Genomic DNA, 26,615 nt, shown 5'->3' with positions numbered 1-26,615 from the left:
GCCAGGGCTCCGCGGCGCAGTCCTGGTTTTGTATTCAAACCGCGGCGGTCGCCGCCGTCGCCTCGATCAACGTCTCTGCGAATGTCTCCAGATCGTCCGGTGTGGTGTCGACGTGCGGGGAAATGCGCAGCACTGGCGTCGTCAGCTCCAGCGGAGCCCGTTGCACACCCGCGTACGTCGTCAAGATCCGCCGCTCAGCCAGCAACCAGGACCGGACGGCCTCGACGTCGGCACCGTCCACCGGCAGCAACGTGGTGATGGCACTGGATTCTTCGACCTCCTCGACCACCAGCCACCCGTCAACGTCGGCCAGCAGCGAACGCGCCGCCGCCCCCAATTCCGCCAGCCCGGCGCGCACCTCCTCCGGACCGTAGGCCAGGTATTCGCCTACGGCCACCGAAAAGCCCACTCGCGCAGCGACATTGGCCTCTCCGAAGCCGAGCTGAGAACCCGGTACCCGCGGCGCCAACCGCGCCAACAGTTCCGGCCGCACCGCGAGCACGCCCACCCCGCGCGGTCCGGCGATCCACTTGCGCGACGAGGCATAGGTGACGTCGGCGCCCACCGCGCAATCGATCTGCCCCAGGGCTTGCGCGGCATCCACCACCAGCGGCACACCCAGTTCCCGGCACAGCTCCGCCGTCATCGCCAGCGGTTGCACGGTGCCGCGGTGACTGGCCACCGGCGTCAAATGCACCAGGTCCGGCGGATTCTCCTGCAGCACGAACGCCGCGTCGTCGATCGCCAACCGTCCGTCGTCGAGCGTCGGCAGCTGGCGTACCTCGAATCCGTGCGCGGCCATCACGGCCAGGTTCGGCCCGTACTCGCCCGGTAGGCAGGCCAGCGTGCGGCGGTCGCGCGGCCAACTGCCCAACAACAGATCCAGGGCATGCAACGAACCCGTGGTGAAGACGACTTCGGCGTCGGGCGCACCGCACAGCGTCGCCACCGCGGCGCGTCCGGCATCCAGCACCGGCTCGGCCGCGTCGGCCGCCACGTAGCCTCCGACCTCGGCCTCGTGCCGGGCATGCCGGGCGGCGGCGTCCATCGCGGCGAAGCCCTGCCGTGAGCAGGCCGCGCTGTCCAGGTGCAGCCCGGCCACCGGGGGGCGGGCGTCGCGCCAACGCTGTGCCAGCGAGCTCATTTAATGGCCAGCGACAGACCGAAGTCACCGGGGGCGTCGGTCCACCACCGGATGCGACGCAAACCCGACTCGGCCAATTCGTCCCCGACCGCATCCGGACGGAATTTGCAGGACACTTCGGTGAGCATCTCTTCACCGGCGTCGAAGTCGACGGTCAGGTCGAGAGCACCGACGTGGACCCGCTGCCGACGGTCCGAGCGCAGCCACATCTCGATGCGTTCCTCGTCGGCGTTCCACCGCGCGACGTGCTGGTAGGCGTCGACGTCGAAATCTCCGTCGAGTTGCCGGTTGATCACCGCCAGGACGTTGCGGTTGAAGCGGGCCGTCACCCCGGCGGCGTCGTCGTAGGCCCGGACCAGGCGACCGGTGTCCTTGACCAGATCGGTGCCCAGCAGCAGGCTGTCGCCGGGCGACATCACCCCGGACAGAGCCGCCAGGAACTCGGCGCGCGGCCCCGGGGTGAGGTTGCCGATAGTGGAGCCCAGAAAGACGAACAGCCGGCGGCCGCCCTCGGGGATCTCGGACAGGTGCTCTTCGAAATCGCCACAGACCGCGTGGATCTCGACTCCGGCGTACTCCCGCTGGATCGCCTCCGCGGCGGTCGCCAGCATGCCCGCGTCGACGTCGAACGGCACGAAGCTGCGCAGGGCACCGCGCTCGCACAGGGCGTCGAGCAACATGCGGGTCTTTTCCGACGTTCCACTGCCCAGTTCGACCAGGGTGTCGGCCTGGCTCGCCGAGGCGATCTCGGCGGACCGGTCACGCAGGATCGCGGCCTCGGCACGGGTCGGGTAGTACTCCGGTAGCCGGGTGATCTGGTCGAACAGGTCGCTGCCGACGGAGTCATAGAACCACTTGGGCGGCAACGACTTCGGTGTCTTCTGTAAGCCGTGGAACACGTCGTGACGCAACGCGTGCAGAGCGGCGTCCTCGGCGAGATGATTCGACAGCGTCAGCGTCATTCGAGTCCTTTCGGCGGTGCAGTGCTGTTCAGAGGAGTCACGGTCACGCCGTCGGCGTCGACTTGCACCAGGTGGCGGTCGGGCACGTCTGTCCAGTTCGGGTCGTCGTCATAGGGTTCGCTGGCCAGGACGATCCCGTCGTCGCGGCGCAGGATGGACAGGGTGTCCCCCCACGCGGTCGCGACGAGCCGAAAACCGTTGGCCGCCAGAATGTTCAGCCTGGCCAAGGGGTCGGCGGTGCCGATCTCGATGACGGTGTCGCCCAACGCTTCCATGCCACGGTCGAAGATGGTTGCCGCGAGAAGCGCGCTGTCGCAGGAAGATTCGGCGGACGAAGAGGGCGGCAGCACGGTGCGGTCGACGACGCCGTTGTGCGACAGCAGCCACTGGCCGTCGGTGAAGGGCGCGGTCGCGCTGGGTTCGATGGGCATGCCGAGGGTTGCCGACCGTACCGCCGCCACCACGCAATGGCTGTGCAGCGCAGGGGCGATGGACTCGAAGGACGCCTCTCCCCACAGCGGCGCCGCGCTGCGCCAGCGTCGCGGGGTGGTCGCATCGAAGAAACCGACGCCCCAACCGTCGGCGTTCATCAGACCGTGCTTCTGCCGCCGCGGGGCGTAGGACTGCACGCGCAGGCCCTGCGGCGGGTCGAGCACCAGTGACGAGACACTCACCGCGGCGCCGAGCCATCCCAGATGACGGCACATCAGACGGGCGCCTCGACGTCCCAAGCCAGGCGCACACCGGAGAAGATCTGGCGACGGTAGGGGTGGTCCCAGTTGCGGAAGCTGGGCCGCAGAATCGACGACGCCACGGCCCACGATCCGCCCCGCAGCACCCGGTAGTCGCCGTCGAAGAAGGGCTGCGAATAGCGCTGGTAGATCATCGGCACGAAGCCCGGCCACGGCCGCAGTGGAGAGCTGGTCCACTCCCACACATCGCCGAGCATCTGCTCGACCCCGTAGGCCGACGCGCCGGCGGGGTATGCGCCGACGGGTGCGGGACGCAGGGCGTTGCCGTCTAGGTTGGCCTGCTCACCGGACGGCTCGTCGTCTCCCCAGGGGAACCGACGGCGCGCCCCGGCCACCGGATCCCACGCGCAAGCCTTCTCCCATTCGACCTCGGTGGGCAGTCGGGCACCGGCCCAGGCCGCGTAGGCCTCGGCCTCGAAGTAGCTGATGTGCTGTACCGGCTCATCGGCGGGGATGCGCTCGACGTAGCCGAACCGGGTGCGCGTGCCGGCGTTCCAGAACTGCGGCGCAGTAAGCCCCGCTTGCCGGCGATGCTGCCAGCCCCGATCCGACCACCACCGGGGCTGGGCGTAGCCGCCGTCGTCGACGAATTCTTGCCATTCCCCGTTGGTGACCGGCACCCGCCCGATCCGGAAGGCCGGCACGTCCACGACGTGCGCGGGTCGTTCGTTATCCAGCGAGGACGGCTCGGTCGCAGCGTCCACGCCCAGCACGAAGGGCCCGCCGGGCACCAGCACCGACGTGCCCCGCACACCGTCCCGGCCGGGCGGCAACGCGGCGGTATCGCGCAATAGCGGCACTCCGGTGCGCAGGTTCAGCGCCTGCAGCATGGTTTCCCCGTGCTGGTTCTCGTGGCTGACGACCAGCCCGAACTGGAAGTCGCCGGCATCCTCGGGAAGGGCGTCGAGAACGTCCAGCGCCGCCGAGCGGACGGTGCTGCAGTAGGTCCGCGCCTGGGTCGGCGACAGCAGAGGCAGGTCCACTCGGCTGGCCCGGGAATGCACGAACGCGTCGTAGAGCCTCTCGACCTGCGGTGACAGCGTTCCGGGGCGGTTCGGGTCGCCGTCCCGCAGCAGCCAGAGTTCCTCCTGCTGACCGATGTGGGCCAGATCCCAGACCAGCGGGCTCATCAGCGGGTCGTACTGCCGGCGCAGTTCGTCGTCGTCGAAGTCGACCAACCGCAATGTGCGTGTGCGTGCCCGCGCCAGATCGTCGGCGAGGCGTTGTCGTGCGATCACGACTCGCCCAGCGCCAACCGGGAGACCACACCGGCGATGCCGTGTTGGATCACCCGCTCGGAAAAGTCGTCGGCCGGGCTGCGTCCGACTTCGACGTCGAGCATCAGCCGCTGCATCGGTTCGGCCAGCTCGGCCGGCGCCCGTTCGGCGGCAATGCCGACGCAACGGTTGGCGGCGGTGTAGAGCCGCCGGTCGCGCAGCCCGAGCCGGGCCGCGGTGTCCCAGGCGGTGGCCACCGACTCGACCGCCTCCGCCGCGAGGTCGGCCGCGACGGGATCGTCGAGCAGGGTCACCAACGTGAACACCAGCGCGGGCCAGACCGCCTCGGGCACGCTGTCCAGATAGCGGATTTCCAGCCACTGGCGCGGCCGCACCGGCGGGAACAGCGTGGTCAGGTGGTATTCCAGATCGGCCTGGGTGGGGCGGCGACCCCCGAGCAGCACCCGCCCGTCCACCCAGTCGGTGAACGGCACGTAGTGCGTGATCGCGGTCGCCTGCTGCGGGTCCGCACTTCGGAGCAACATCACCGGAGCCTTCAACGCGTACCGCGCCCAGTCGGTGCCGGGATCGTCAGCGCTGGCTCCGAGGATCGGTCCGCACCGTGCGGAGTCCATCTGTCCCCACACCCGCTGTCGGGTGGACTGCCAACCGGAGAACTCGCCGCCCAGCATCGGTGAGTTGGCGGCGATCGCGATCATCGTCGGCCCCAGCGCGTGCGCCAGCCGGACCCGCGCGGGCCAGCCGGCCTGCGGTCCGGCGTCCAGGTTGACTTGGATCGACGCCGTGGAGGTCATCATCGCCGCACCGGCAGCCCCGCTATGGCTGGCGGCAAAGAACTGTTCCATCGCTCGGTAGCGCGCGCCGGGGTGGATCCGCGCCGGTGACCGCAACGGATCGGTGCCGAGCAACACCAACCCCAGGCCCGCATCGGCAAAGGCGGACCGGAGCTCGGCCTGGTCGCGTTTCATCGCATCGATCGCAGCGAGCGCCCCGTCGGCCGGCGGGCCCGAAAGCTCGACGGCGCCACCGGGTTCGACGGTGATGGCACTGCCGCCGGGTAGCGGACTGAGCCACTTGATGACGCGCAGGATCTCGTCCCAGGCCGGCCTGCGAAGCGGATCGGCCGGGTCGAAACAGTGCGCCTCGACCTCCAGGCCGATGCGCCGCAGCGGACCGTCCGCCAGACAACCGTCGGCGATCTGCTGCGCGACGGCCGCCGAGCTGCCCAGCTCCGCGTCGCCTCCGTCGACTTGCGGTGCGGAGGCGGTCGGGGCGCTGCGTGTCATCTCACGCTCCCTCCGGAACCGGCCGGACGCGCGGCTAGCGGAACGGCAACCACCATCACTTCATCTTCCAGATGGTGCCGACATATTCCCGCACGGTTTGAGCGCACGAGTTAGACAGGTACCCAATTTCCTTCCCGCAGCCGACTTCAGGATCCGGCCGTCCTCATCCACCCAGCGAAGTCGCGGACTAGCGTCCCGGTGGACTGCTGGGAGCGGTGCTGGTCGGGGCCTGGCCCGGCCCTGCGGGGCCGCCGGGCCCGCCCACCCCCGGTGGTGGGAAGCCCGGAGGCGGTCCGGGGAACCGATAGGGCCAGCCCGCACCCGGGCCGCCGGGACCGCCCTGCTCGAACGAGCCGTGATGATGACGATGGTGATGGCACTTGCCGGCACCCAGCACCATGGCGCCGGCGAAGAACAGCGTCGACGCGATGAACAGGATGCCGGCGACGATCACCACCCATGCCGCCACGCGATACAACCGTGGCGGCTTTTCGTGGTGGTGGGGAGGCGGGGGCGGCGGCGGGGTGTCGGGGGACGCCGGTAGGGGCGGAGGCGCGGCTGGATCACTCATGTCTTCGAATATCGCGCAGGCCTACGACACCGTAAAGGGGCGCGGCTGCAAAGTTGTCATGAATTGACGTAACCCGGTGCTCAGGTGAGCACCGGGCTACTGGGTTGTCGTGTCAGCGGCCGGGTGTCGGAGACGCAGTGGTCGACGGCGCGACCGAGGACGGCACCTGGCCGGGACCACCGGGACCGGATCCCGGGCTCACCGCCGGGGCGCCGCCGTTGTTGTTGTTGTTCCAGTGGTGATACATCGCCGGGTGGTGCTTGTGGTGCCGGTGATGCCCGCCGCCATGTCCGCTGGCGAGGCCCAGCCGGAAACCGGTGAAGAAGATGACCGAGACGATGAAGACGACGCCGGCGACGATGGCGACCCATGCCGCCGCCTTGAATACCTTGGGGGTCCGGCGCTCGAGTGGGGGCGCGACCGCGGTGGTCGTCGTTGTTGGTGGGGTGTCAGCGATTTGGCTCATAGAACCGATGATGCCCACCGGACCAGTAGTCACAGCTATGCGCCAGTTATGGAACAGCTGTGAGCGTCAGAGGGTGGCTAGAGCTGTGCGGCCAATAGCTCGGCGATCTGAATGGTGTTCAGCGCCGCGCCTTTTCGCAGGTTGTCCCCCGAAATGAACAACGCCAGACCGCGTCCGTCCGCAACTCCGGGGTCCTGCCGGATGCGGCCGACCAACGACTCGTCGACGCCGGCGGCGTCCAACGGGGTGGGCACGTCGACCAGCTTCACGCCCGGCGCCTCGTCCAGCAGTTGGCGGGCCCGTTCCGGCGAGATGGGCCGGGCGAACTCGGCGTTGATCGACAGCGAGTGCCCGGTGAACACCGGAACCCGCACACAGGTCCCGCTGACCAGCAGGTCCGGAATCCCCAGGATCTTGCGGCTCTCGAAGCGCAACTTCTGGTCCTCGTCGGTCTCCCCGGAGCCGTCGTCCACCAACGAACCGGCCAGCGGCACCACATTGAATGCGATCGGCGCGACGTACTTGCGGGGCGCCGGGAAGTCCACCGCACGTCCGTCGTGCACCAGTGCCTCCGCACCGTCGACGACGGCGCGCGCCTGGGTCGCCAGCTCCTCCACTCCGGCCAGCCCGCTGCCGGAGACGGCCTGGTAGGAGGAGGCGATGAAGCGAGTCAGCCCGGCTTCGTCGTGCAGGACTTTGAGCACCGGCATCGCGGCCATCGTGGTGCAGTTCGGGTTGGCGATAATGCCCTTGGGCCTGTTGGCCGCGTCGCGGGTGAAGTTCACCTCGGACACCACCAGCGGCACGTCGGGGTCTTTGCGCCACGCCGACGAGTTGTCGATCACCGTCACCCCGGCCGCGGCGAATCGCGGCGCCTGCACCTTCGACATGGCGCCGCCGGCCGAGAACAACGCGATGTCCAGGCCGCTCGGGTCGGCGGTCTCGGCGTCCTCGACCTCGATCTCCTGGCCGCGGAACGGCAACTTGCGGCCCTGTGAGCGGGCGGAGGCGAAGAACCGGACCGACGTCACCGGGAAGTCACGCTCGTCCAGCAACGTGCGCATCACCTGGCCCACCTGACCGGTGGCGCCGACAACTCCTATGGCAACCACTTACCGCCCCGTCCCCGCGTACACCGTCGCCTCCTCCGCGCCGCCGAGCCCGAACGCCTCGTGCAGTGCAACAACGGCCTTGTCCAATTCGGTGTCGCGGCAGAGCACCGAGATCCGGATCTCGGAGGTGGAGATCAGTTCGATGTTGACGCCCACCGCGGCCAGCGCCTCGCAGAACGTCGCCGTGACACCGGGATGGCTGCGCATACCGGCACCGATCAGCGAAACCTTGCCGATGTGGTCGTCGTAGAGCAGCTGGGTGAAGCCGATCTCGTCCTTGAGCGAATCGAGCTTGGCCACCGCGGTCGGTCCGCTGTCGCGCGCGCAGGTGAAGGTGATGTCGGTCTTGCCGTCCTCGACCTTGGAGACGTTCTGCAGCACCATGTCGATGTTCACGTCGGCGTCGGCGACGGCGCGGAACACCTTGGCCGCGTAGCCGGGGATGTCCGGGATGCCGACGATGGTCACTTTGGCCTCGCTGCGGTCGTGCGCGACACCGGTGAGGATGGGGTCTTCCATGGATATGTCCTTGATCGATCCGACGACGACGGTGCCGGGTTTGTCCGAGTACGACGACCGGACGTGCACCGGCAGTTCGTAACGGCGGGCGTATTCGACGCAGCGCAGCATCAGCACCTTGGCGCCGCAGGCCGCCATCTCGAGCATCTCCTCGAAGGTGACGGTGTCGAGCTTGCGGGCATTGGGCACGATCCGCGGGTCGGCGCTGAAGATGCCGTCGACGTCGGTGTAGATCTCGCAGACGTCGGCGCCCAGCGCCGAGGCCAGGGCGACCGCGGTGGTGTCCGAACCGCCGCGACCCAACGTGGTGACGTCGCGGGTGTCCTGACTGACGCCCTGGAACCCGGCGACCAGGACGATCCGGCCCTCGTCGAGCGCGGCCTGCAACCGGCCCGGCGTGACGTCGATGATCTTGGCGTTGCCGTGCGTGCCGGTGGTGATCACGCCGGCCTGCGAACCGGTGAACGAACGGGCGTGGGCGCCCAGCGACTCGATCGCCATGGCCACCAACGCATTCGAGATGCGCTCACCGGCGGTCAGCAGCATGTCGAGTTCGCGCGGCGGCGGCACCGGGCAGACCTGCTGAGCCAGATCCAGCAGGTCATCAGTGGTGTCACCCATCGCGGAGACGACGACGACCACGTCATTGCCCTGCTTCTTCGTCTCCACGATCCGCTCGGCTACGCGGCGGATCCGGTCGGCGTCGGCCACCGATGATCCGCCGTATTTCTGCACGACGAGCGCCACTGAAATGTTCCTGTCTGGGGCTTCGGGGTACGGGTTTCTCCCATTTAGTCCACAACAGGATACGGGGCCGCGCATCTCCAATTTTCTCGATGCGCCAGCGCGACCGGTCCTGACAAGCTGCGTAGCATCCGGCGCACCGGCCGATACGGTGCAGATGTGACCGACGACACCGAGGAAGAAGCCGGCGGTATCGGGCACCGGCTGGCTCGCGTGCGGGATCGACTGCGGAAACGGCCCACGGCGAATGTGACCTACCGCATTGCGGTGGGCATCGTCGGGTCGGCTCTGCTGGTCGGCGGTATCGTCGCGATCCCGTATCCGGGTCCGGGTTGGGCGATCGTCTTCCTGGGGTTGGCCGTGCTGGCCAGCGAGTTCGGCGTCTTCCGGCGGCTCCTGGACTATGTCCGCGATCGCTATGACACCGCGATGGGGTGGTTTCGCCGACAGCACTGGGCAGTGCAAGCGGTCGGGACGGTCTTCACCGCCGTGGTGACGGTCGCGACGTTGTGGCTGATGGGGGTGTTCGGCTGGATGGCCCGTTTGGTGGGCTGGGACTGGGCGTGGTTGAAGAGTCCCATCGGGCTCGGCGGATAGTGCGTCTGCCTACAAGTGCGGTTTTGGTGAACAAGCCCAGAGCGGTAGAGTGCAGGACGTGCAGCGGGTGCTCCTTCTCGGACGCCGCGACGGGGTCTGATCCAGACTGGCTTCCCGTCGCGGGAATTCGCGATGCGCCGGTCTGAGGTTCCTCACTCACACACCCTGGAGCACCAACCGTGACCAATCCTGATTCACCCGACGCTTACGTATCGGCTCGGACCGTCGTCAAACCCGCCGGCCCGCCCCGGCCCGGCCAGCCTTCCTGGAATCCGCAACGTGGCTCGTCGATGCCGGTCAACCGGTATCGCCCGTTCGCCGACGAGGTCGAGCCCATTCGCCTGGCCGACCGAACCTGGCCCGACCGCGTCATCGAACACGCGCCGCTGTGGTGCGCGGTGGACCTGCGCGACGGCAACCAGGCGCTGATCGACCCGATGAGCCCGGCCCGCAAGCGTCGCATGTTCGACCTGCTGGTCCGGATGGGCTACAAGGAGATCGAGGTCGGCTTCCCGTCGGCCAGCCAGACCGACTTCGACTTCGTCCGCGAGATCATCGACGACGGCGCCATCCCGGACGACGTCACCATCCAGGTACTGACCCAATGCCGGCCCGAGCTGATCGAGCGGACGTTCGAAGCGTGCGACGGCGCGCCGCAGGCGATCGTGCATTTCTACAACTCGACGTCGATCCTGCAGCGCCGGGTGGTCTTCCGCGCCGACCGGGCGGCGGTGCAGGCGATCGCCACCGACGGGGCACGCAAGTGCGTCGAGGAGGCGGCGAAATACCCCGGCACCCGGTGGCGCTTCGAATACTCACCGGAGTCCTACACCGGGACCGAGCTGGAATACGCCCGTGACGTGTGCAACGCCGTCGGCGAGATCATCGGGCCGACGCCGGACAACCCGATCATCTTCAACCTGCCGGCCACCGTGGAGATGGCCACGCCGAACGTCTACGCCGATTCGATCGAGTGGATGAGCCGCAACTTGGCGAACCGCGACTCGGTGATCCTGAGCCTGCACCCGCACAACGACCGCGGAACCGCCGTCGCCGCAGCCGAATTGGGTTACCAAGCCGGGGCCGACCGGATCGAGGGCTGCCTGTTCGGCAACGGCGAGCGCACCGGCAACGTCTGCCTGGTCACGCTGGGGCTGAACCTGTTCTCCCGCGGCGTGGACCCGCAGATCGACTTCTCCAACATCGACGAGATCCGCCGCACGGTCGAGTACTGCAACCAGCTGCCGGTGCACGAACGCCACCCGTACGGCGGCGACCTGGTCTACACCGCGTTCTCGGGCAGTCACCAGGACGCGATCAACAAGGGCTTAGACGCGATGAAGCTGGATGCAGATGCGGCAGACGTCGATATGGACGACATGCTCTGGCAGGTGCCGTACCTGCCGATCGACCCCAAGGACGTCGGGCGCACCTACGAGGCGGTGATCCGGGTCAACTCGCAGTCCGGCAAGGGCGGGGTGGCCTACATCATGAAGGCCGACCACGGCCTGGCGTTGCCGCGACGGCTGCAGATCGAGTTCTCGCAGGTCATCCAGAAGCTGGCGGACGGCGAGGGCGGCGAGGTGTCGCCGAAGGAGATGTGGGAGGCGTTCTCCGAGGAATACCTGGCCCCGGTGCTGCCGCTGGAGCGGATCAAGCAGCGCGTCGACGCCGACGAGGAAGACACCGGCACCACCAGCATCACCGCGACCGTGAAGATCGACGGCGTGGAGACCGAGATCAGCGGGGCCGGAAATGGGCCGCTGGCCGCGTTCGTCGACGCGCTGGGCGGGGTGGGGTTCGACGTGGCGGTGCTCGACTACTCCGAGCACGCGATGAGCTCGGGCGACGATGCTCAGGCCGCGGCGTATGTGGAGGTTTCGGTGTCGATCGCGAGCGCGGTGACGCCGGGCGAAGCGGGTCGGCACCCATCAGGCCCGGTGGCCGGCAAGACTGTGTGGGGTGTGGGTATCGCGCCGTCGATCACCACCGCGTCGCTGCGCGCCGTCGTGTCGGCGGTCAACCGGGCGTCCCGCTAGTTCCGAGGGCAAACCCGGCCCTGGGGGGTCGGGTCGGGCCGGGTTTGCGGTTTTGTTAGCTGGCGGGAGAGCCCCCGATCGAAATCGCTTACCGCCGGGACGGTTCGGGCTTCTCTCTTACATATGTTGAATAGCCCGGACCCGCCGCGACGAAACGTCAGAACAAAACGAACTGGTCGTCGTCGGCGGCGGCCGGGACGAACTCCTCCATGCTCCTGCCGCCCACCACGGACCCGACACAGTCCATGAACAACGCATCCGACACCACCGGCACCCCTAATTGCAGGGCGTGATAGCCCTTGCCCTGCTCGGGTGCGGGGTCGTTGCAGACCACCAACGACGTGGCACGGTCGACGTCGTCGCTGTAGGCCAGCCCGGCATTCAGGATCCGCTCGACTAGTTCGTCGTGGGTGCGCCCCACCTCGGCGGCCAGCGCCACCCGCATGCCCTGGACCAGCGGCCGGCCCGAGACGTAACGGCCCGGGTTGAGATACGGGCACGGCATCCGGGCGGCCAGCACCTTGAGCGGTCGCAGCTCGTCATGGGTCACCCGGCCGTTCGGCCAGCTGCGCCGGGTCACCGGGTGCACCGGTAGCCAGACGTCGCGGGCCCGCGCGCGTTGCAGCGCGGCGGCCAGCACTCCGGTGAGCACCATCGCGTCGTCGAACGCGTCATGCGGCCGTTCCTGGGTGACACCCCAGTGCGCGGCCAGCGTCTCCAGCCGCAGATTCGGCACGCCGAGCTCCAGCCGCCGGGCCAACTCCACGGTGCACATCACCGAATCGACCGGCAGCTCGGCGCCGGCCATCTCGGCCTCGGCGGCCAGGAACGAGTAGTCGAACGCGACGTTGTGGGCCACCAGTGTGCGGTCGCGCAGCACCTCGACGACGTCGTCGACGATCTCGGCGAACTGAGGCTGATCCTCCAGCATCGCGGCCGTGAGCCCGTGCACGTGCGTGGGGCCCGGGTCCACTCCGGGATTGAGCAGGCTGACCACCGACTGCTCGACCCGCCCGGCGCCGTCGAGGCCCAGCGCGGCGATGCTGATGATCCGGGCCTGACCGGGGCGAAAACCCGAGGTCTCGACGTCGATGACGGCCCATCCCGCGTCCGGCTCGCGCGCCGGGCGGCCCCAGGACATCGGGTTCATGGGTCGAGGATGGCACGTCGGGCCGACATCGCCGGGTCGCTGACGCGTCGTGTCGCCGGCCCGGAAACTTTGGTCGGCGACCCGCTGCACCCGGCGCGAAGCGCCGCGTTTGCGATCGCCTGTAAAAAACTTTGGTCGGCGACCCGCTGCACCCGGCGCGAAGCGCCGCGTTTGCGATCGCCTTTAAACTTCCCGGGTGATCACCGCCCGCGCACGCCTCGCTCTCGCCGCCGGCGCCAGCGCGCGCTGGGCGTCGCGGGTCACCGGGCGCGGCGCGGGCGCCATGATCGGCGGGCTGGTCGCGATGACGCTGGACCGCTCGGTGTTGCGGCAGCTCGGCACCGGCCGGCGCACGGTCGTGATCACCGGAACCAACGGCAAGTCCACCACCACCCGGATGACGGCGGCGGCTTTGGGCACATTAGACCCAAATGAGCGGGTGGCCACCAACGCCGAGGGCGCCAACATGGACGCCGGGCTGGTGGCCGCGTTGGCCGCCGACCGCCGGGCCGGGCTGGCCGCCCTGGAAGTCGACGAGATGCACGTGCCACACGTGTCGGACGCCGTCGAGCCGGCCGCCGTCGTACTGCTGAACCTGTCGCGTGATCAGCTGGACCGGGTCGGTGAGATCAACGTCATCGAGCGCACGCTGCGTGCCGGGCTGGCCCGGCATCCGGACGCGGTCGTCGTCGCCAACTGCGACGACGTGCTGATGACCTCGGCCGCCTACGACAGCCCGAACGTGGTGTGGGTCGCCGCCGGCGGCTCGTGGGCCAACGACTCGGTCAGCTGCCCTCGCAGCGGCGAGGTGATCGTGCGGGAGTCCGGTCATTGGTATTCCACGGGCGCCGACTTCAAGCGGCCGAGTCCGCAGTGGTGGTTCGACGACGAAACCCTGTACGGACCCGACGGACTGACGCTGCCGATGCACCTCGCGCTGCCGGGGGCGGTGAACCGGGGCAACGCGGCCCAGGCCGTCGCCGCCGCGGTCGCGTTGGGCGCCGACCCCGCCAAGGCCGTCGGGGCGGTCGCTGGCGTCGACGAAGTGGCCGGGCGCTACCGGACGGTCCGGATCGGCGGGCATGAGGCTCGGATCCTGTTGGCCAAGAACCCCGCCGGCTGGCAGGAGGCGCTGTCGATGGTGGACAAACACGCCGACGGCGTGGTGATCGCGGTCAACGGTCAGGTGCCCGACGGCGAGGACCTGTCCTGGTTGTGGGATGTGCGGTTCGAGCACTTCGAAGAAACCCGCGTTGTTGCGGCGGGCGAACGCGGCACCGACCTGGCCGTGCGACTGGGGTACGCCGGAGTCGAGCACACGCTGGTGCACGACACAATGGCGGCCATCGCCTCCTGCCCGCCCGGACGGGTCGAGGTCGTCGCCAACTACACCGCCTTCCTGCAGTTGAACCGGAGGCTGGCCCGCAATGGCTGAGTCCACGGTGCGGATCGGGCTGGTGCTGCCCGATGTGATGGGCACCTACGGCGACGGCGGCAACGCCGTGGTGCTGCGGCAACGGTTGCTGTTGCGCGGCATACCGGCCGAGATCGTCGAGATCACGCTCGGCGACCCGGTGCCGGACTCGCTGGACCTGTACACCCTCGGTGGCGCGGAGGACTACGCGCAGCGGCTGGCCACCCGGCACCTGATCCGCTATCCCGGCCTGCAACGGGCGGCCGAGCGCGGCGCGCCGGTGCTGGCGATCTGCGCGGCGGTCCAGGTGCTGGGGCACTGGTATGAGACGTCGTCGGGCGAACGGGTCGACGGCGTCGGGATGCTGGATGCGACTACCTCACCGCAGGACAAGCGGACCATCGGCGAGCTGGTCGCCAAGCCGCTGCTACCCGGATTGACGCAGCAGCTGACGGGATTCGAAAACCACCGTGGCGGAACGGAATTGGGCTCCGAAGCTGCACCGCTGAGTGCGGTGGTCAAGGGTGCGGGTAACCGCGCCGGCGACGGGTGCGACGGCGTGGTGCAGGGCAGTGTGGTGGCGACCTACATGCACGGGCCGTGTCTGGCGCGGAATCCGGAGCTGGCCGATCTGCTGCTGGGCAAAGTCGTCGGTGCGCTGGCGCCGCTGGAGCTTCCCGAGGTCGATCTGCTGCGCCGCGAGCGGTTGGCTGCGCGCTGATTTCGGTCTGTTCTGTCTGACGTTGACGGACCGCTTTTCTGTAACGCAACGGTTTGATCGGACCGTTTGAGCATTCTAAGACGTGGGTGACATGTGTGATCTGGGATTGCGCGGCTTGTTCCTGCGTGTACATGTAGCCCTCGGTGCTGTAGGCGGTTTTGACTTCTGACCGCTGAACAATCTGGACACTGGTTGTGAGACGTGAAAAGACGCTTGCCAGGCGCGCACGACCTGAACGTTGGTTCTGCCGATGTCGGCGACCGATTCTCGTTTCTCTAGGAGAGCAGCGTGATCATCTGTGCGTCCTGCGACAGGGGCGAATGCAGTACGGCGCATTTCCTTGGCCGGTAGCCTCAAGTTGATCCTGGCAAGCCGCATTCTTTGGGGGTGAGAAGTTTGGCCAATCGGTTCACGTTGAACCCCCACGTAGTGCGCGGGTTCGCCCACGAGGTGTACGGGGTATCCGACCGGCTGAGCGACATTCGAGCGGACGTCATCCTTGGCGAGGGTGCAGCGGCGTGCGCGGGTAGCGCGCTGGTGTCGGGGTTGGCCCTGCATGCCGCGGAGCAACACGGTCATGTGCAGGCGTTAGCGGCGCATTTCGACGGTTTCGGCGATTGGGTGCGCGACACGGTGCATGCCTTCGAACAACTCGACGGCAATTTGTCTTCGACACCACCAAATCCGCGTACTGGATGACGCTGCGGATCTCCCAAGTTCGGGACTGGAAATTGGACGGGTTGGTCAACACCGCGGCCGGGTTGCGCAGCGGCGCCGAGCAGATGAGCCAAGGCGGGTTGACCGTGATCAACGAGCTCGCCGGCATCGACACCGACTGGCAAGGCGAAGCACGTGACGCCGCGGTGGTGCGCTCCAAAGACTCCGCCGGCATGTTGCAACGAAAAGCTGAGCGCTGGCACAACGCCGCCGCTGTCCTCGACCAAGCCGCCCAACAGCTCGGACTGCTGCGCACCGCCATCCTGGATAGGGTCGATGACCCCGACAACAGCCGGATGTACCTCATCGGTGACGACGGCAGCGTGCAATTGACCAAAGACTATGCAGCAACCCTCCAAGATGAGGTGGAGCAGCGGCGTGCGGCGATAGCTCGCGCCCGTCTGGAAACGGAGCTGCGATCGCTGCTGGCGACGGCGGCGTTATCCGCCCAGCAGTACGACGAAGCCACGACAGCGGCGCTGGTCGGCTCCGAGTGGTACTCCCGCGGGTTCTTCCCGGGTGCGGCCGCACCGCCGACCGGCCCCATCGCAAGCGCTAACGCCAACGGGTCCGGCCCCGACCAATACGGGACCTATCACCCGGGCACACTGGGAAAAATGGGGCTTCAAGGCACCCAATTATGGGCGGAGGGACTGGTGGAAGGCGCCCGAGTAGCCGGAAACAAGTTCGCACCTGACGCCTTGGAACATTTCCTGCAAGGGTCAGGCACACCCATGATGGTCCCGGTGGACAACATGCTCTATGACATGCCCTGGTTCCGTGCCGCAGCCCAAGCCCAAACCCGCGACGCCGTAGGAATCGCTGTCGGTGCGATGCCCGCCGGGTACAGAGGACCCGTGGCCTTTCAAACCGGCTACCTCAACATCAAGCCAGACGGCACCCCAGCGCGCCCCGACAGTTCCTCCAATCCCGATTGGTGGGCGACCCTGGGTACGTTCAGCTACCAGAGCAGCGGAATAGCCACCCCCAGCGGCGAGGGCCACTATGGCATCGCCGCCCGCACCAGCATCTACGACTACTACAACTTCGACAGCACCGACCGACACCCCTGGCCGCAAGCCTCCGACCTCAACGATCTGCACCGCGCCGCCTGGGCACAAAACTTCACCACCACCGGCACCTCGAGCACCTACACGAGCACCTGGCCGTGACCCGCCACCGACACCGCATCACCCTGATCACCGCCGCGGGCCTGCTGGCCTGTGTGGCCAGCGGATGCGGACCGGGCTGGACCGACCAAGACCCGGGTATCGTCGGCGACCTCAAAGTCGACATCCCCAAATCTGCCACTTACTTCACCGGGGAAATGGGCAACGAAATTGACAGTGTCCACTTCCTCATGCCCAACGACCAATGGCGCGACTACGTCGCGCATTACTACCCCGGCAAGACGCTCAGGGAACACGCAGCACGGGAAAATGACGGGAGCGCCTCACCCCTATGCTTCGCCGTTCTACGCACGGGAACAAAGCTGAGCAGCCAGATGGTCGGCGACGACATCCAATACCGCAATACCAACAAACACGCATTCCGGATGGTCAGCGTCACCCCAGACTGCCAGCCAGGCAAAGCCTACGTGGAATGGAGCATCGGCCGACCAAAGTGAACCAACCCGCCAGCTGGATCACCCCCGGGCAGCGGCGACCGGACTCTGGCCGAGGGCGAATTTGAAGTTCCTAGGGAGTCTAGGTTGCAATCGCGTGTCGGGACCACGACGATACACCCCTGCTGAATCAATAGCCACACAAGCCCCGTAGGCCTCAAATCGTACGTGTGTTCGTCCACGAACTAGATCTTTTCGTCGGTAACAGTCTTACACTCCGTCTGCCTTTACAGATAAATCTTGAGTACGGCGGCCATGAGTGCGGCCACATCGAAATTGAAAACCAGCAGCGAAAATTCGAGTGCCGCCCTACCAGAATGCAATCTCGATATCGGGGCGAACGCAAACCGCCGACAGCCTCACACCATCGAGCGGCGACCGGTCAGCGCGCGACCCAAGGTCAGCTCGTCGGCGAACTCCAGATCGCCGCCCATCGGCAGCCCGGACGCGATCCTCGTCACGGTCAGACCGGGGATGTCGCGCAGCATCCGCACCAGGTAGGTGGCGGTGGCCTCACCCTCGGTGTTGGGGTCGGTGGCGATGATGACCTCGGTGATGTCGACGTCGTCGACCCGCTCGCCGATGCGCGTCAGCAGTTCACGGATGCGCAGCTGCTCGGGACCGATGCCCGACAACGGGTCCAGCGCCCCGCCCAGCACGTGGTAGCGACCGCGGAATTCGCGGGTGCGTTCCACGGCCTGGATGTCCTTGGGTTCCTCCACCACGCACACCAACGAGCCGTCCCGACGCGGATCGGCGCAGATCCGGCACCGCTCGTCGTCGGAGACGTTGCCGCACACCGCGCAGAACCGCACCCCGTCGCGGACCTTGCCCAACACCGCCGTCAGCCGATCGATCTCGGGCGGCTCGACCGATAGCAGGTGGAAGGCGATGCGCTGCGCGCTTTTGGGTCCGATGCCCGGCAGCTTGCCGAGCTCGTCGATCAGATCCTGAACGGGCCCTTCGAACATGCTGCAATCAGAGGCCCGGAGCGCCCGGCACACCGGGCGGCGGCGCCCCCGGCGCTGCGGGCGGTGCGGGTGGGCGCATCCCGCCGGCCAGCGCGCCCAGCCGTTCCTGGGCCATCTGGGTGACCTGCTTGGACGCGTCCCCCATCGCACCGACGATCAGATCCTGCAGGGTCTCGATGTCGTTGGGGTCGACGACCTTGGGGTCGATCTTGACGCCGATGACCTCGCCGCTGCCTTTGACGACGACCTCGACCAGTCCCCCGCCAGCCTGACCATGCACCTCGGAGTTCGCCAGCTGCTGCTGGGCTTCGAGCAGTTTCTGCTGCATCTGCTGGGCTTGGGCCAGCAGCTGCGACATATCGCCTCCGGGTTGCATGACAGTCCCCTCGCATCTTGGTCTCGAGTTGGTTTCGCCTGCGGGTGTCGGGCGATTCGAAACATTCAGCGTAGTCCGCGCCCGGTTACCTTGGCGCAGTGGACGTACGACTGAGCCTGCGTGTCGGTATAGCCCTGGTGGTAGGAGCGGTGGTTACGGCGGTGATGCCTTCGATCCCGGCTGCCACCGCGGCCCCCGGCAGCCTGGCCGGCATGGTCGTGTTCATCGATCCTGGCCACAACGGCGCCAACGACTCGTCCATCGGCCGTCAGGTGCCTACCGGCCGGGGCGGCACCAAAGACTGTCAGGCCAGCGGCACGTCCACCAACAGCGGTTACGCCGAGCACACGTTCACCTGGGACACCGCGCTGCGGTTGCGTGCCGCGCTGAACGCCCTGGGCGTGCGGACCGCGATGTCCCGCGGCAATGACAACGCGCTGGGGCCCTGCGTCGACGAACGCGCCAACATGGCCAACTCGCTGCACCCCAACGCCATCGTCAGCCTGCACGCCGACGGCGGACCGGCGTCCGGCCGCGGCTTCCACGTCAACTACTCGTCGCCGCCGCTCAATGCCGCCCAGTCCGGACCGTCGGTGCAGTTCGCCCGCGTCATGCGCGACCAGCTGCAAGCCTCGGGCCTGACGCCGGCCACCTACATCGGCCAGGGCGGACTGTACGGCCGCTCGGATCTGGCCGGGCTGAACCTGGCGCAGTACCCGTCGATCCTGGTGGAACTGGGCAACATGAAGAACCCGGCGGACTCGGCGCTGATGGAGTCAGCGGAGGGCCGGCAGAAATACGCCGACGCGCTGGTCCGCGGCGTCGCCGGTTTCCTGGCCACCCAGGGTCAGGCCCGCTAGCCGGACTGACCTTCCACCGCGCCCTTGAGGTTGTCCAGCGTCTCGGACTGGATCTTCTTCAGCCCCAACGGTGCGAACGTCTTCTCGAAGAAACCCTTGACGCCACCGGCTCCGGTCCACGTGGTGGTCACGGTGACGCTGGATCCCGGCCCGGCCGGTGCCACCGTCCAATTGGTCACCAGCGACGAGTTCGCGTCCTTCTCGATGACGGTGTGGCCTGCGACGTCCACGTCCACCTGGACGTTGCGCACCCGCGATTCGGTCGCCTGCAGCCTCCACTTGGCGACCGTGCCTTTACCCTGACCGCCCTGCAACACCTCGTACTCGCTGTACTGCGCGGGAAGGATCCGCGGGCGGACATTCTCGTAGTCGGCCACCGCATTCAGCACGGCCTCGGGCTCGGCGTTGATCAGGATCGTGCTGGCTGCCCGCACCTGTCCCATCGAATGCAACTCCTCTGTCGTAGTGCTGTCGGGACCACGATATAGGGGGCCTCGGCAGGCCTAACCGTCGATGCGGCGGGCGCCCAACTCGTTCTGCAGCAGCTCCAAGGCGACTTCTTCGGGGTCGCGGCGCGGTTCCGACGGGTCGCTGCGGCCGGCTTCGGCGAGCATGCTTTCCTCCTCGTCGCGCGCCGAGGTGTCGGCTGGGGCGGCGGGCGCTACCGCCTGGGGCGTCGGCGCAATGTCGGCCGTCGCCGGCGGGCCGGTTTCACATCGCACCTTCCAGTTGACGCCCAGGGCGTCCTTGAGCGCCTCGACGATCACGTCGGCGTTGCGTTGTTCGCACAGCCGCTTGGCCAGCGGCGCCGCCTCATGGGTCAGCACCAGCGTGTCGTTCTCCACTGCAAGGACCGTGGCACCGGACAGCATGACCGCGGTGGTGCGGCTGCGTTCGCGAACCTTGTCGCGCACCGTCGGCCACATGCTGCGCACGGCGGCCGCGTTGAGTTCACCAGGTGCCGCGGCCGGCGCGGAGGGGGCCGGGGTCGGGACGGGGGCGGGTTCAGGCGCGGGCTCAGGCTTGCGTGCGGGTGCCGGAGCCGCGGGGCGCTGGACCGAACGGCGCACCGGCGGCGCTGACACGGGTGCAGGTGGCGGTGCCGCCTCAGCGGCCGGGATGGAGATGGCCAACCGTGTCTCGATGCGTTCGACACGTTGCAGCAGTGCCGATTCGGCGTCGGCGGCCGAGGGCAGCAGCAGCCGCGCGCACACCACTTCCAAGAGCAGCCGCGGCGCCGTCGCACCACGCATTTCGCCGAGCCCGGCTTGCACCACTTCGGCGTAGCGGGTCAGGGTCGCCGGGCCGATGCGGGCCGCCTGCTCGCGCATCCGCTCCAGCACGTCCTCGGGGGCGTCCACCACGCCGCGGGACACCGCGTCGGGGACCGCCTGCAGCAAGATCAGGTCGCGGAAGCGCTCCAGCAGGTCGGTGGCGAAGCGCCGGGGGTCATGACCCGCGTCGATCACCGACTCGACGGCCCCGAACAATGCCGCGGCGTCCCCGGCGCCGAGGGCGTCGACGGCGTCGTCGATCAGCGCGACGTCGGTGGCCCCCAACAGACCCAGTGCCCGCTGGTAGTTGACGTGACCGCCGTCGGAGCCGGCCACCAACTGGTCCAACACCGACAGCGTGTCCCGGGGTGAGCCCCCACCGGCCCGGATGACCAGCGGGTATACCGCGTCGTCGACGACGACGTTCTCCTGCTCGCAGATCCGGGCGATCAGCCCCCGCATGGTGCGCGGCGGCAGCAGCCGGAACGGGTAGTGATGGGTGCGTGACCGGATGGTGGGCAGCACCTTCTCCGGCTCGGTGGTGGCGAAGATGAAGATGAGGTGCTCGGGCGGTTCCTCGACGATCTTGAGCAGCGCGTTGAAGCCGGCGGTGGTGACCATGTGCGCCTCGTCGACGATGAACACCCGGTAGCGCGACTGGGCGGGCGCGTAGAACGCACGGTCGCGCAGCTCGCGGGTGTCGTCGACGCCGCCGTGGCTGGCCGCGTCGAGTTCGACGACGTCGATGCTGCCCGGCGCGTTCGGCGCCAGCGCCTGACAGGAATCGCAGGTACCGCAGGGCGTGGCGGTGGGTCCGTCGGCGCAGTTCAGTGATCGCGCCAGGATGCGCGCCGACGACGTCTTCCCGCATCCGCGCGGGCCGGAGAACAGGTAGGCATGGTTGATCCGGCCCGCTTCCAGGGCGACCGAAAGCGGTTCGGTGACATGCTCCTGCCCCACCACCTCGGCGAAGGTTGCCGGTCGGTATTTGCGGTAGAGGGCCACTGGAGCAGGCTACTCACGCCCGGTGACGATGCGCGCCCGGAGGGCGCGCTGAGGAGGCGGGCAATCCAGCCCACGCCCGGTGACGATGCGCGCCCGGAGGGCGCGCTGAGGAGGCGGGCAATCCAACCCACGCCCGGTGACGATGCGCGACGGGAGTCGGCTGAGCAGGATGCGCACCGACGGTTGAGAATTGGACGGCACGTCAATCCTGCGCCTATTGATGCCCGTCGACTTGCGGCGGCGAGAGGGGGTCAGACGCGTTGGCACCCGAGGAGCCGTTTGACGACCTTGTCCCTCCCGGCACGCCCATCGACCTGGAGAACTGCGCCCGCGAACCGATCCACATCCCGGGCAGTATCCAGCCGCGGGGGGTACTGGCGGTGGTGCACGAACCCGACTTCGAGGTCCGCCAGGTCAGCGCCAATGTCGCCGAATTGCTCGGCCGCTCCGTCGAGGACGTGCTGGGCTCGCACCTGTCGGTGCTGATGGGCACCGACGAGGCCGTCCGGGTCCAGCAGACGGCATCGGCGTTCGGGGACCTGCGTCAGCGCAATCCGCTCGAATGCAACATCGACGTCGGCGGCCAGTCACGCGCATTCGACGCCATCCTGCGGCGCGAGCCCAGCGGGGTGCTCCTGGTCGAGCTCGAGATCGCCTACGGCGAGCGGCCGTTCTCGTTCCCGAACACCTATCAGGCGGTGCGCAACTCCATCGAGGAGTTGAACCGGGCCGCCACACTGACCGAGTTGTACGACACTGCGGCGCGGGCGGTCCGGGAGCTGACCGGCTTCGACCGGGTGATGGTGTACCGCTACGACGAGGATTACCACGGTGAGGTCGTCGCCGAGTCCAAGCGCGAAGACCTCAATTCCTTTCTCGGCCTGCACTATCCGGCCACCGACATCCCCACGCAGGCGCGGGCACTGTACGAGAAGAACTGGATCCGGCTCATCTCGGACGTCAACTACACACCAGCGCCGCTGGTCCCTGCCGTCGACCCCGCGACCGGTCTACCACTCGACCTCACCTTCGCGACACTGCGAAGCGTTTCGCCCATCCACATCGAGTACCTGCAGAACATGGGCGTGCACGCATCGATGTCGATCTCGCTGCTACGACACGGACGACTGTGGGGACTTATCGCCTGCCATCACTACGCCGGCCCCCACCTGCCCCCGTTCGGTACCCGGGCAGCGGCGGAGTTCCTGGGTTCGACTCTGTCGCTGCGGCTCGTCGACCGTTTCGAAGACGATCAGCTGCATCAACGCCTGGCCGCGAATGCGGTGCTGAGCAAGCTCATCGCCGCCACGCTGGACGACAGCGAACCCCTCGCGGCCGCTCTGCTCGCTGCACCCAACCTGCTGGACCTGGTTCCGGCCGACGGCGTCGCTGTCAACATGCAAGGCGACCTCCGGACAAGCGGGACGGTTCCGCCACCGGAGATCGTGTCCGCAGTAGCTGCCTGGGCCCGCGGCGCGGGCGAGGACATCGCGAGCAGCGAAGCCCTGTCTCAGGAATTGATCACGGTCGAGCTCGACCCCCGCCTGCTCGCCGGGGCGCTGGCGCTCAACCTGCCCGACGGGCAGTACGCCATCTGGTTCCGCCGCGAGGTGCTGCGCTCGGTGGACTGGGGCGGCGACCCGCACAACAAGGCGATCGCGGTGACCGAGGACGACGGGGTGCGGCTCAGCCCGCGCAAGTCGTTCGACCGGTGGCGCGAGGTCGTGCGGCAGCGCAGCGAACCCTGGACGCTCAGCGAGACCGAGTCCGCCGAGGCACTGCGCCGCCACCTGGTCGAGTCGCTCTACCGCCGCGCACGCGGGGCGCTGCGCACGGCCGAGACGCTGCAGCGCAGTTTGCTGCCTGAGTCGATCCCGAAGCTGAAGGACTGGCACCTGTCGGCACATTACGAACCAGCCGCGGGCGACAACGTCGGCGGCGACTGGTACGACGCGTTCGAGTTGCGCGACGGCCGGCTGATCCTGCTGCTTGGTGACGTCGCCGGGCACGGCGTCGCCGCGGCCGGCACGATGGCGCAGCTGCGCAACGCCCTGCGTGCGCAACTGTTCGCCGGCGCCGCACCAGCGGAGGCGTTGGAGCAGCTCAACGACTTCTGCCTGCACATGCTCTCGCACGCCTTCGCGACCGTCGTCGTCGCGCGGATCGATCTCGACTCGGGGCAGGTCGAGGCCGCCTGCGCCGGTCACCTGATTCCCTTTCTGACCCATCCGGGTGCCGTCGCGGCGCCTATCCGACTGTCGCCGCCGATCGGGGTGCGCGGCGTGACGTACGCACCGAGCACATTCACCATCGAGCCCGGCCAGGGCCTGGTCTTGTACTCCGACGGGCTAGTGGAACGGCGGGGCGAGCCCATTGACGACGGTCTGGATCGGTTGGTCGCGATCCTCGGCCGGTTAGGCGACGCACCGGCGTCGCGAATCTGGTCGGCGATGGCATCGACGTCGGGGGCCACCGACGACGACGTCGCCATCGTCACCCTGCGGCGGCCCTGACTCCCAGCAGCGATTCGCTGGCCGCCAGCAACGCGCAGGTCGACAGCCCGTCGACCGCGTCCCGCAGGTCCGGCAGCGACGGGAACGACGGCGCGATCCGGATGTTCTTGTCCTCGGGATCCTTGCGGTACGGGAAGGACGCGCCCGCCTCGGTCACCGCGATGCCGGCGTCCTTGGCCAGCGCGACAGTTCGGCGGGCCGTGCCGGGCAGGACGTCGAGGCTGATGAAGTAGCCGCCCTTGGGATCCGACCAGGACGCGATCTTGGACTCACCGAGCCGTTGTTCGAGGATCTCGGCGGCCAGCGCGAATTTCGGCGCCAAGATCTGCTGGTGACGCAGCATGTGCAGGCGCACCCCGTCCGCGTCGCCGAAGAAGCGCAGATGCCGCAGTTGGTTCACCTTGTCCGGGCCGATCGACTTCTTCGCGGCGTACTGCAGGTACCAGGCGATGTTGCCCAGCGACCCGCCGAAGAAGCTGACCCCGGCTCCGGCGAAGGTGATCTTCGAGGTGGAGGCGAAGATGTAAGGCCGATTGGGGTTGCCGGCCTTGGTGGCCAGGCCGAGAACGTCGACTTGACGGATGAAGTCGTGGGTGAGGATGTGCACCGCGTAGGCGTTGTCCCAGAACAGCCGGAAGTCGGGGGCAGCCGTCTGCATCTGCACCAGTCGGCGCACGGATTCCCACGAGTAGGTGATCCCGGTGGGATTGCCGAACACCGGAACCGTCCACATCCCCTTGACCGCCGGGTCAACGGCGACCAGCTCTTCGATCAGGTCGACATCCGGGCCGTCTTCGAGCATCGGGATCGGGATCATCTCGATGCCCAACGCCTCGGTGATCGCGAAGTGACGGTCGTAACCGGGCACCGGGCACAGGAACTTGACGGCCGGTTCCTTGATCCACGGCTGCGGCGAGTCCACGCCGCCGTGCAGCATCGAGAACGCGACGACGTCGTGCATGAACTCCAGGCTGGCGTTGTTACCGGCGATCAGGTTCTGCACCGGCACGCCGAGCAGTTCGGCGAAAATTCCCCGCAGCCCGGGCAGGCCGTGCAGTCCACCGTAGTTACGGGTGTCGGTGCCCTCTGGGTCCTTGAAGACGTCGCCGGGCAAGCTCAACAGCTGGTTGGACAGGTCGAGCTGCTCCGGGGACGGTTTGCCCCGGGTGAGGTCCAGGGAGAGCTTCTTGGCTTGCAGCGCCGCGTAGTCCTGCTGGTGTTGGGCGTGCACGCCGGACAGGTCTTCAGGGCTGAGGGAATCCAGCGACACCATGCGGCCCTTTCGCCGTCGTGACATGAGGGGACCCCGCGCACCCGACAGAGCCCATTGACCCTTGCTGCCTTCCGGCCCTGGGGGAGTTCACAGGATAGACGCCGCGCGGGGTCCACCGGCGAGTGTAATACCCGGCCCCGGACCCGCTTTTGCCGACTCGGCGGCGGTCGCAGGACACTGGGCTCGTTTCAGCGGCTACCATGACCACGGAGGATTCGCCTAGTGGCCTATGGCGCTCGCCTGGAACGCGGGTTGGGTTAACAGCCCTCGCGGGTTCAAATCCCGCATCCTCCGCTGTATGGTCTGCCGAGTGACCAGGGCGGACAACATCCTGGTCACCCGTCGGCAGCGCGAGTTGATTGCTTGAGGAGGGGTATGGGGCGCAAAGTCGCCTTGCTTTGGCACGCGTCGTTCTCGATCGGCGCCGGCGTCCTCTTCTTCTACTTCGTACTGCCCCGGTGGCACGAACTCGTCGGCGACACGTCACACGGGCTGGGGACGACGCTTCGGATCGTGACCGGTGCGCTGATCGGCCTGGCCGCTCTGCCGGTGGTCTTCACCCTGTTGCGCACCCGCAAGCCCGAACTCGCCACTCCGCAGCTGGCACTGTCCATCCGGACCTGGTCGATCGTGGCTCATGTGCTGTCCGGGGTGCTGATCATCGGCACCGCGATCAGCGAGATCTGGTTCAACCTCGACAAAGCGGGCCAGTGGTTGTTCGCGATCTACGGGGCCGCCGCCGCGATCGGGGTGCTGGGCTTCTTCGCGTTCTATCTGTCGTTTGCCGCGGAACTGCCGCCGCCACCGCCGAAGCCGATCAAGCCTAAGAAGGAAAAGAAGCGTCGCACCCGCGGGAAGCAGGCCGCCGAGGACGACGTCGACGAGGACATCGACGAAGAGACCGAGGACGAGGACGAGGACGAGGTCGACGAGACCGAGGACGTCGAAGCCGACGCCGAGACGGTCCAGGCGGCGACAGCCGAAGCCCCGACGGTCGAGGCACCCGCCAAAATCAGCCTGGACAAGGACGAGCCGGCAGCGACCGAGGCCGACGAGGTTAAGGACGAGGTCCCCGCGGCCTCTGAGGTCCCCGCGGCCTCTGAGGGCTCCAAGTTCTCCAAGGTCTCTGAGGTCGAGGACGACGCGGCCGACGAGACCATCGAAGCGCCGGTCCCCGAAACCGCACAGCCGCGACTGCGCAACCGCCGCCCGACGGGCAAGACCTCGCATCGCCGTCGCCGCACCCGGGGTGGGGTCGCGGTCGAGGACCAGTGACGATCGCGAGCG

At 67.9% G+C, this 26,615-nt stretch carries 25 protein-coding genes, 1 tRNA gene and 1 other RNA gene; 11 read left to right on the top strand and 16 right to left on the bottom strand.

Annotated features, from left to right (window positions below):
- Positions 1–34: 34 nt before the first annotated feature.
- The 9 genes from egtE to AC5Y47_RS07620 all read right to left on the bottom strand — a co-directional run bounded on the left by egtE (position 35) and on the right by AC5Y47_RS07620 (position 8,797).
- Entirely contained in the window at positions 35–1,144 is a 1,110-nt protein-coding gene (gene egtE / locus AC5Y47_RS07660; protein ID WP_499943310.1) for an ergothioneine biosynthesis PLP-dependent enzyme EgtE, read from the bottom strand.
- Positions 1,141–2,106 (bottom strand): L-histidine N(alpha)-methyltransferase, encoded by a 966-nt coding sequence (egtD, locus tag AC5Y47_RS07655; RefSeq protein ID WP_499943309.1) that lies wholly within the window; start codon positions 2,104–2,106, stop codon positions 1,141–1,143. The genes egtE and egtD overlap by 4 nt, the downstream gene beginning before the upstream one ends.
- A complete protein-coding gene (egtC, locus tag AC5Y47_RS07650; protein ID WP_499943308.1) occupies positions 2,103–2,813 on the bottom strand; it encodes an ergothioneine biosynthesis protein EgtC in 711 nt (236 codons plus the stop codon). The genes egtD and egtC overlap by 4 nt, the downstream gene beginning before the upstream one ends.
- Positions 2,813–4,096, bottom strand: a complete 1,284-nt coding sequence (gene egtB, locus AC5Y47_RS07645; RefSeq protein ID WP_499943307.1) for an ergothioneine biosynthesis protein EgtB — start codon at positions 4,094–4,096, stop codon at positions 2,813–2,815. The genes egtC and egtB overlap by 1 nt, the downstream gene beginning before the upstream one ends.
- A complete protein-coding gene (egtA, locus tag AC5Y47_RS07640) occupies positions 4,093–5,382 on the bottom strand; it encodes an ergothioneine biosynthesis glutamate--cysteine ligase EgtA (protein ID WP_499943306.1) in 1,290 nt (429 codons plus the stop codon). Before egtA ends, egtB begins: the two co-directional genes overlap by 4 nt.
- A gap of 187 nt (positions 5,383–5,569) precedes the next feature.
- On the bottom strand, positions 5,570–5,953 hold the full coding sequence (locus AC5Y47_RS07635; protein WP_499943305.1) for a hypothetical protein: 384 nt from the start codon (positions 5,951–5,953) through the stop codon (positions 5,570–5,572).
- Positions 5,954–6,065: 112 nt separating this feature from the next.
- On the bottom strand, positions 6,066–6,419 hold the full coding sequence (locus tag AC5Y47_RS07630) for a hypothetical protein (protein ID WP_499943304.1): 354 nt from the start codon (positions 6,417–6,419) through the stop codon (positions 6,066–6,068).
- A gap of 77 nt (positions 6,420–6,496) precedes the next feature.
- Positions 6,497–7,531 (bottom strand): aspartate-semialdehyde dehydrogenase, encoded by a 1,035-nt coding sequence (locus tag AC5Y47_RS07625; RefSeq protein ID WP_499943303.1) that lies wholly within the window; start codon positions 7,529–7,531, stop codon positions 6,497–6,499.
- Entirely contained in the window at positions 7,532–8,797 is a 1,266-nt protein-coding gene (locus AC5Y47_RS07620; RefSeq protein WP_499943302.1) for an aspartate kinase, read from the bottom strand.
- Positions 8,798–8,953: 156 nt separating this feature from the next.
- Here AC5Y47_RS07620 and AC5Y47_RS07615 point away from each other — a divergent pair, with 156 nt between their 5' ends.
- Positions 8,954–9,391 (top strand): TIGR02611 family protein, encoded by a 438-nt coding sequence (locus AC5Y47_RS07615; RefSeq protein ID WP_499943301.1) that lies wholly within the window; start codon positions 8,954–8,956, stop codon positions 9,389–9,391.
- A gap of 179 nt (positions 9,392–9,570) precedes the next feature.
- Positions 9,571–11,430, top strand: coding sequence for a 2-isopropylmalate synthase (gene leuA / locus AC5Y47_RS07610; protein ID WP_499943300.1), 1,860 nt, complete (start codon positions 9,571–9,573; stop codon positions 11,428–11,430).
- Positions 11,431–11,587: 157 nt separating this feature from the next.
- On the opposite strand, the gene AC5Y47_RS07605 is transcribed toward leuA, so the two are convergent.
- Positions 11,588–12,580, bottom strand: a complete 993-nt coding sequence (locus AC5Y47_RS07605) for a DEDDh family exonuclease (protein WP_499943299.1) — start codon at positions 12,578–12,580, stop codon at positions 11,588–11,590.
- Positions 12,581–12,776: 196 nt separating this feature from the next.
- On the opposite strand from AC5Y47_RS07605, the gene AC5Y47_RS07600 reads away from it, so the two are divergent.
- The 5 genes from AC5Y47_RS07600 (at position 12,777) to AC5Y47_RS07580 (ending at position 17,059) form a co-directional block, all read left to right on the top strand.
- Positions 12,777–14,015 carry a MurT ligase domain-containing protein gene (locus AC5Y47_RS07600; protein WP_499943298.1) on the top strand — a complete coding sequence of 413 codons (1,239 nt, stop codon included), beginning with the start codon at positions 12,777–12,779 and terminating at the stop codon, positions 14,013–14,015.
- Positions 14,008–14,715 carry a type 1 glutamine amidotransferase gene (locus AC5Y47_RS07595; protein ID WP_499943297.1) on the top strand — a complete coding sequence of 236 codons (708 nt, stop codon included), beginning with the start codon at positions 14,008–14,010 and terminating at the stop codon, positions 14,713–14,715. Before AC5Y47_RS07600 ends, AC5Y47_RS07595 begins: the two co-directional genes overlap by 8 nt.
- A 387-nt stretch (positions 14,716–15,102) precedes the next feature.
- On the top strand, positions 15,103–15,414 hold the full coding sequence (locus AC5Y47_RS07590; protein WP_499943296.1) for a hypothetical protein: 312 nt from the start codon (positions 15,103–15,105) through the stop codon (positions 15,412–15,414).
- The gene (locus AC5Y47_RS07585; protein WP_499943295.1) at positions 15,411–16,604 is read left to right on the top strand and encodes a hypothetical protein; all 1,194 of its coding nucleotides are present in this window, start codon (positions 15,411–15,413) and stop codon (positions 16,602–16,604) included. Before AC5Y47_RS07590 ends, AC5Y47_RS07585 begins: the two co-directional genes overlap by 4 nt.
- Positions 16,601–17,059, top strand: a complete 459-nt coding sequence (locus AC5Y47_RS07580) for a hypothetical protein (RefSeq protein ID WP_499943294.1) — start codon at positions 16,601–16,603, stop codon at positions 17,057–17,059. Before AC5Y47_RS07585 ends, AC5Y47_RS07580 begins: the two co-directional genes overlap by 4 nt.
- Before the next feature lie 356 nt (positions 17,060–17,415).
- Here the strand turns inward: AC5Y47_RS07580 and recR are convergent, their stop codons facing one another.
- Complete coding sequence (gene recR / locus AC5Y47_RS07575; protein ID WP_499943293.1) at positions 17,416–18,027, bottom strand: recombination mediator RecR; 612 nt, start codon at positions 18,025–18,027, stop codon at positions 17,416–17,418.
- 7 nt (positions 18,028–18,034) lie between these two features.
- Positions 18,035–18,403 carry a YbaB/EbfC family nucleoid-associated protein gene (locus tag AC5Y47_RS07570; RefSeq protein WP_499943292.1) on the bottom strand — a complete coding sequence of 123 codons (369 nt, stop codon included), beginning with the start codon at positions 18,401–18,403 and terminating at the stop codon, positions 18,035–18,037.
- 98 nt (positions 18,404–18,501) lie between these two features.
- Here AC5Y47_RS07570 and AC5Y47_RS07565 point away from each other — a divergent pair, with 98 nt between their 5' ends.
- Positions 18,502–19,263: an Rv3717 family N-acetylmuramoyl-L-alanine amidase gene (locus tag AC5Y47_RS07565; protein ID WP_499943291.1), complete on the top strand. Its 762-nt coding sequence runs from the start codon at positions 18,502–18,504 to the stop codon at positions 19,261–19,263.
- On the opposite strand, the gene AC5Y47_RS07560 is transcribed toward AC5Y47_RS07565, so the two are convergent.
- Together AC5Y47_RS07560 and AC5Y47_RS07555 are read right to left on the bottom strand one after the other, a co-directional pair.
- Positions 19,260–19,706, bottom strand: a complete 447-nt coding sequence (locus AC5Y47_RS07560) for an SRPBCC family protein (protein ID WP_499943290.1) — start codon at positions 19,704–19,706, stop codon at positions 19,260–19,262. The two genes, AC5Y47_RS07565 and AC5Y47_RS07560, sit on opposite strands and share 4 nt — an antisense overlap.
- A 60-nt stretch (positions 19,707–19,766) precedes the next feature.
- Positions 19,767–21,542 (bottom strand): DNA polymerase III subunits gamma/tau, encoded by a 1,776-nt coding sequence (locus AC5Y47_RS07555; protein WP_499943289.1) that lies wholly within the window; start codon positions 21,540–21,542, stop codon positions 19,767–19,769.
- 260 nt (positions 21,543–21,802) lie between these two features.
- Between AC5Y47_RS07555 and AC5Y47_RS07550 the strand changes: the two genes are divergently transcribed.
- Positions 21,803–24,055, top strand: coding sequence for a SpoIIE family protein phosphatase (locus tag AC5Y47_RS07550; protein ID WP_499943288.1), 2,253 nt, complete (start codon positions 21,803–21,805; stop codon positions 24,053–24,055).
- Here the strand turns inward: AC5Y47_RS07550 and AC5Y47_RS07545 are convergent.
- A complete protein-coding gene (locus tag AC5Y47_RS07545; protein ID WP_499943420.1) occupies positions 24,036–25,325 on the bottom strand; it encodes an aspartate aminotransferase type Ic in 1,290 nt (429 codons plus the stop codon). The genes AC5Y47_RS07550 and AC5Y47_RS07545 overlap by 20 nt on opposite strands.
- 25 nt (positions 25,326–25,350) lie before the next feature.
- Positions 25,351–25,445, bottom strand: an RNA gene (gene ffs, locus AC5Y47_RS07540) — signal recognition particle sRNA small type.
- Between the two features lie 91 nt (positions 25,446–25,536).
- Here ffs and AC5Y47_RS07535 point away from each other — a divergent pair.
- Both AC5Y47_RS07535 and lucA read left to right on the top strand, forming a co-directional pair.
- Positions 25,537–25,622, top strand: a tRNA-Ser gene (locus tag AC5Y47_RS07535).
- Between the two features lie 81 nt (positions 25,623–25,703).
- Positions 25,704–26,603, top strand: coding sequence for a lipid uptake coordinator LucA (gene lucA, locus AC5Y47_RS07530; protein WP_499943287.1), 900 nt, complete (start codon positions 25,704–25,706; stop codon positions 26,601–26,603).
- Positions 26,604–26,615: the final 12 nt, after the last annotated feature.

Source organism: Mycobacterium sp. NGS22, from assembly GCF_059813095.1.
This window is presented reverse-complemented; position numbering and strand designations above follow the sequence as displayed.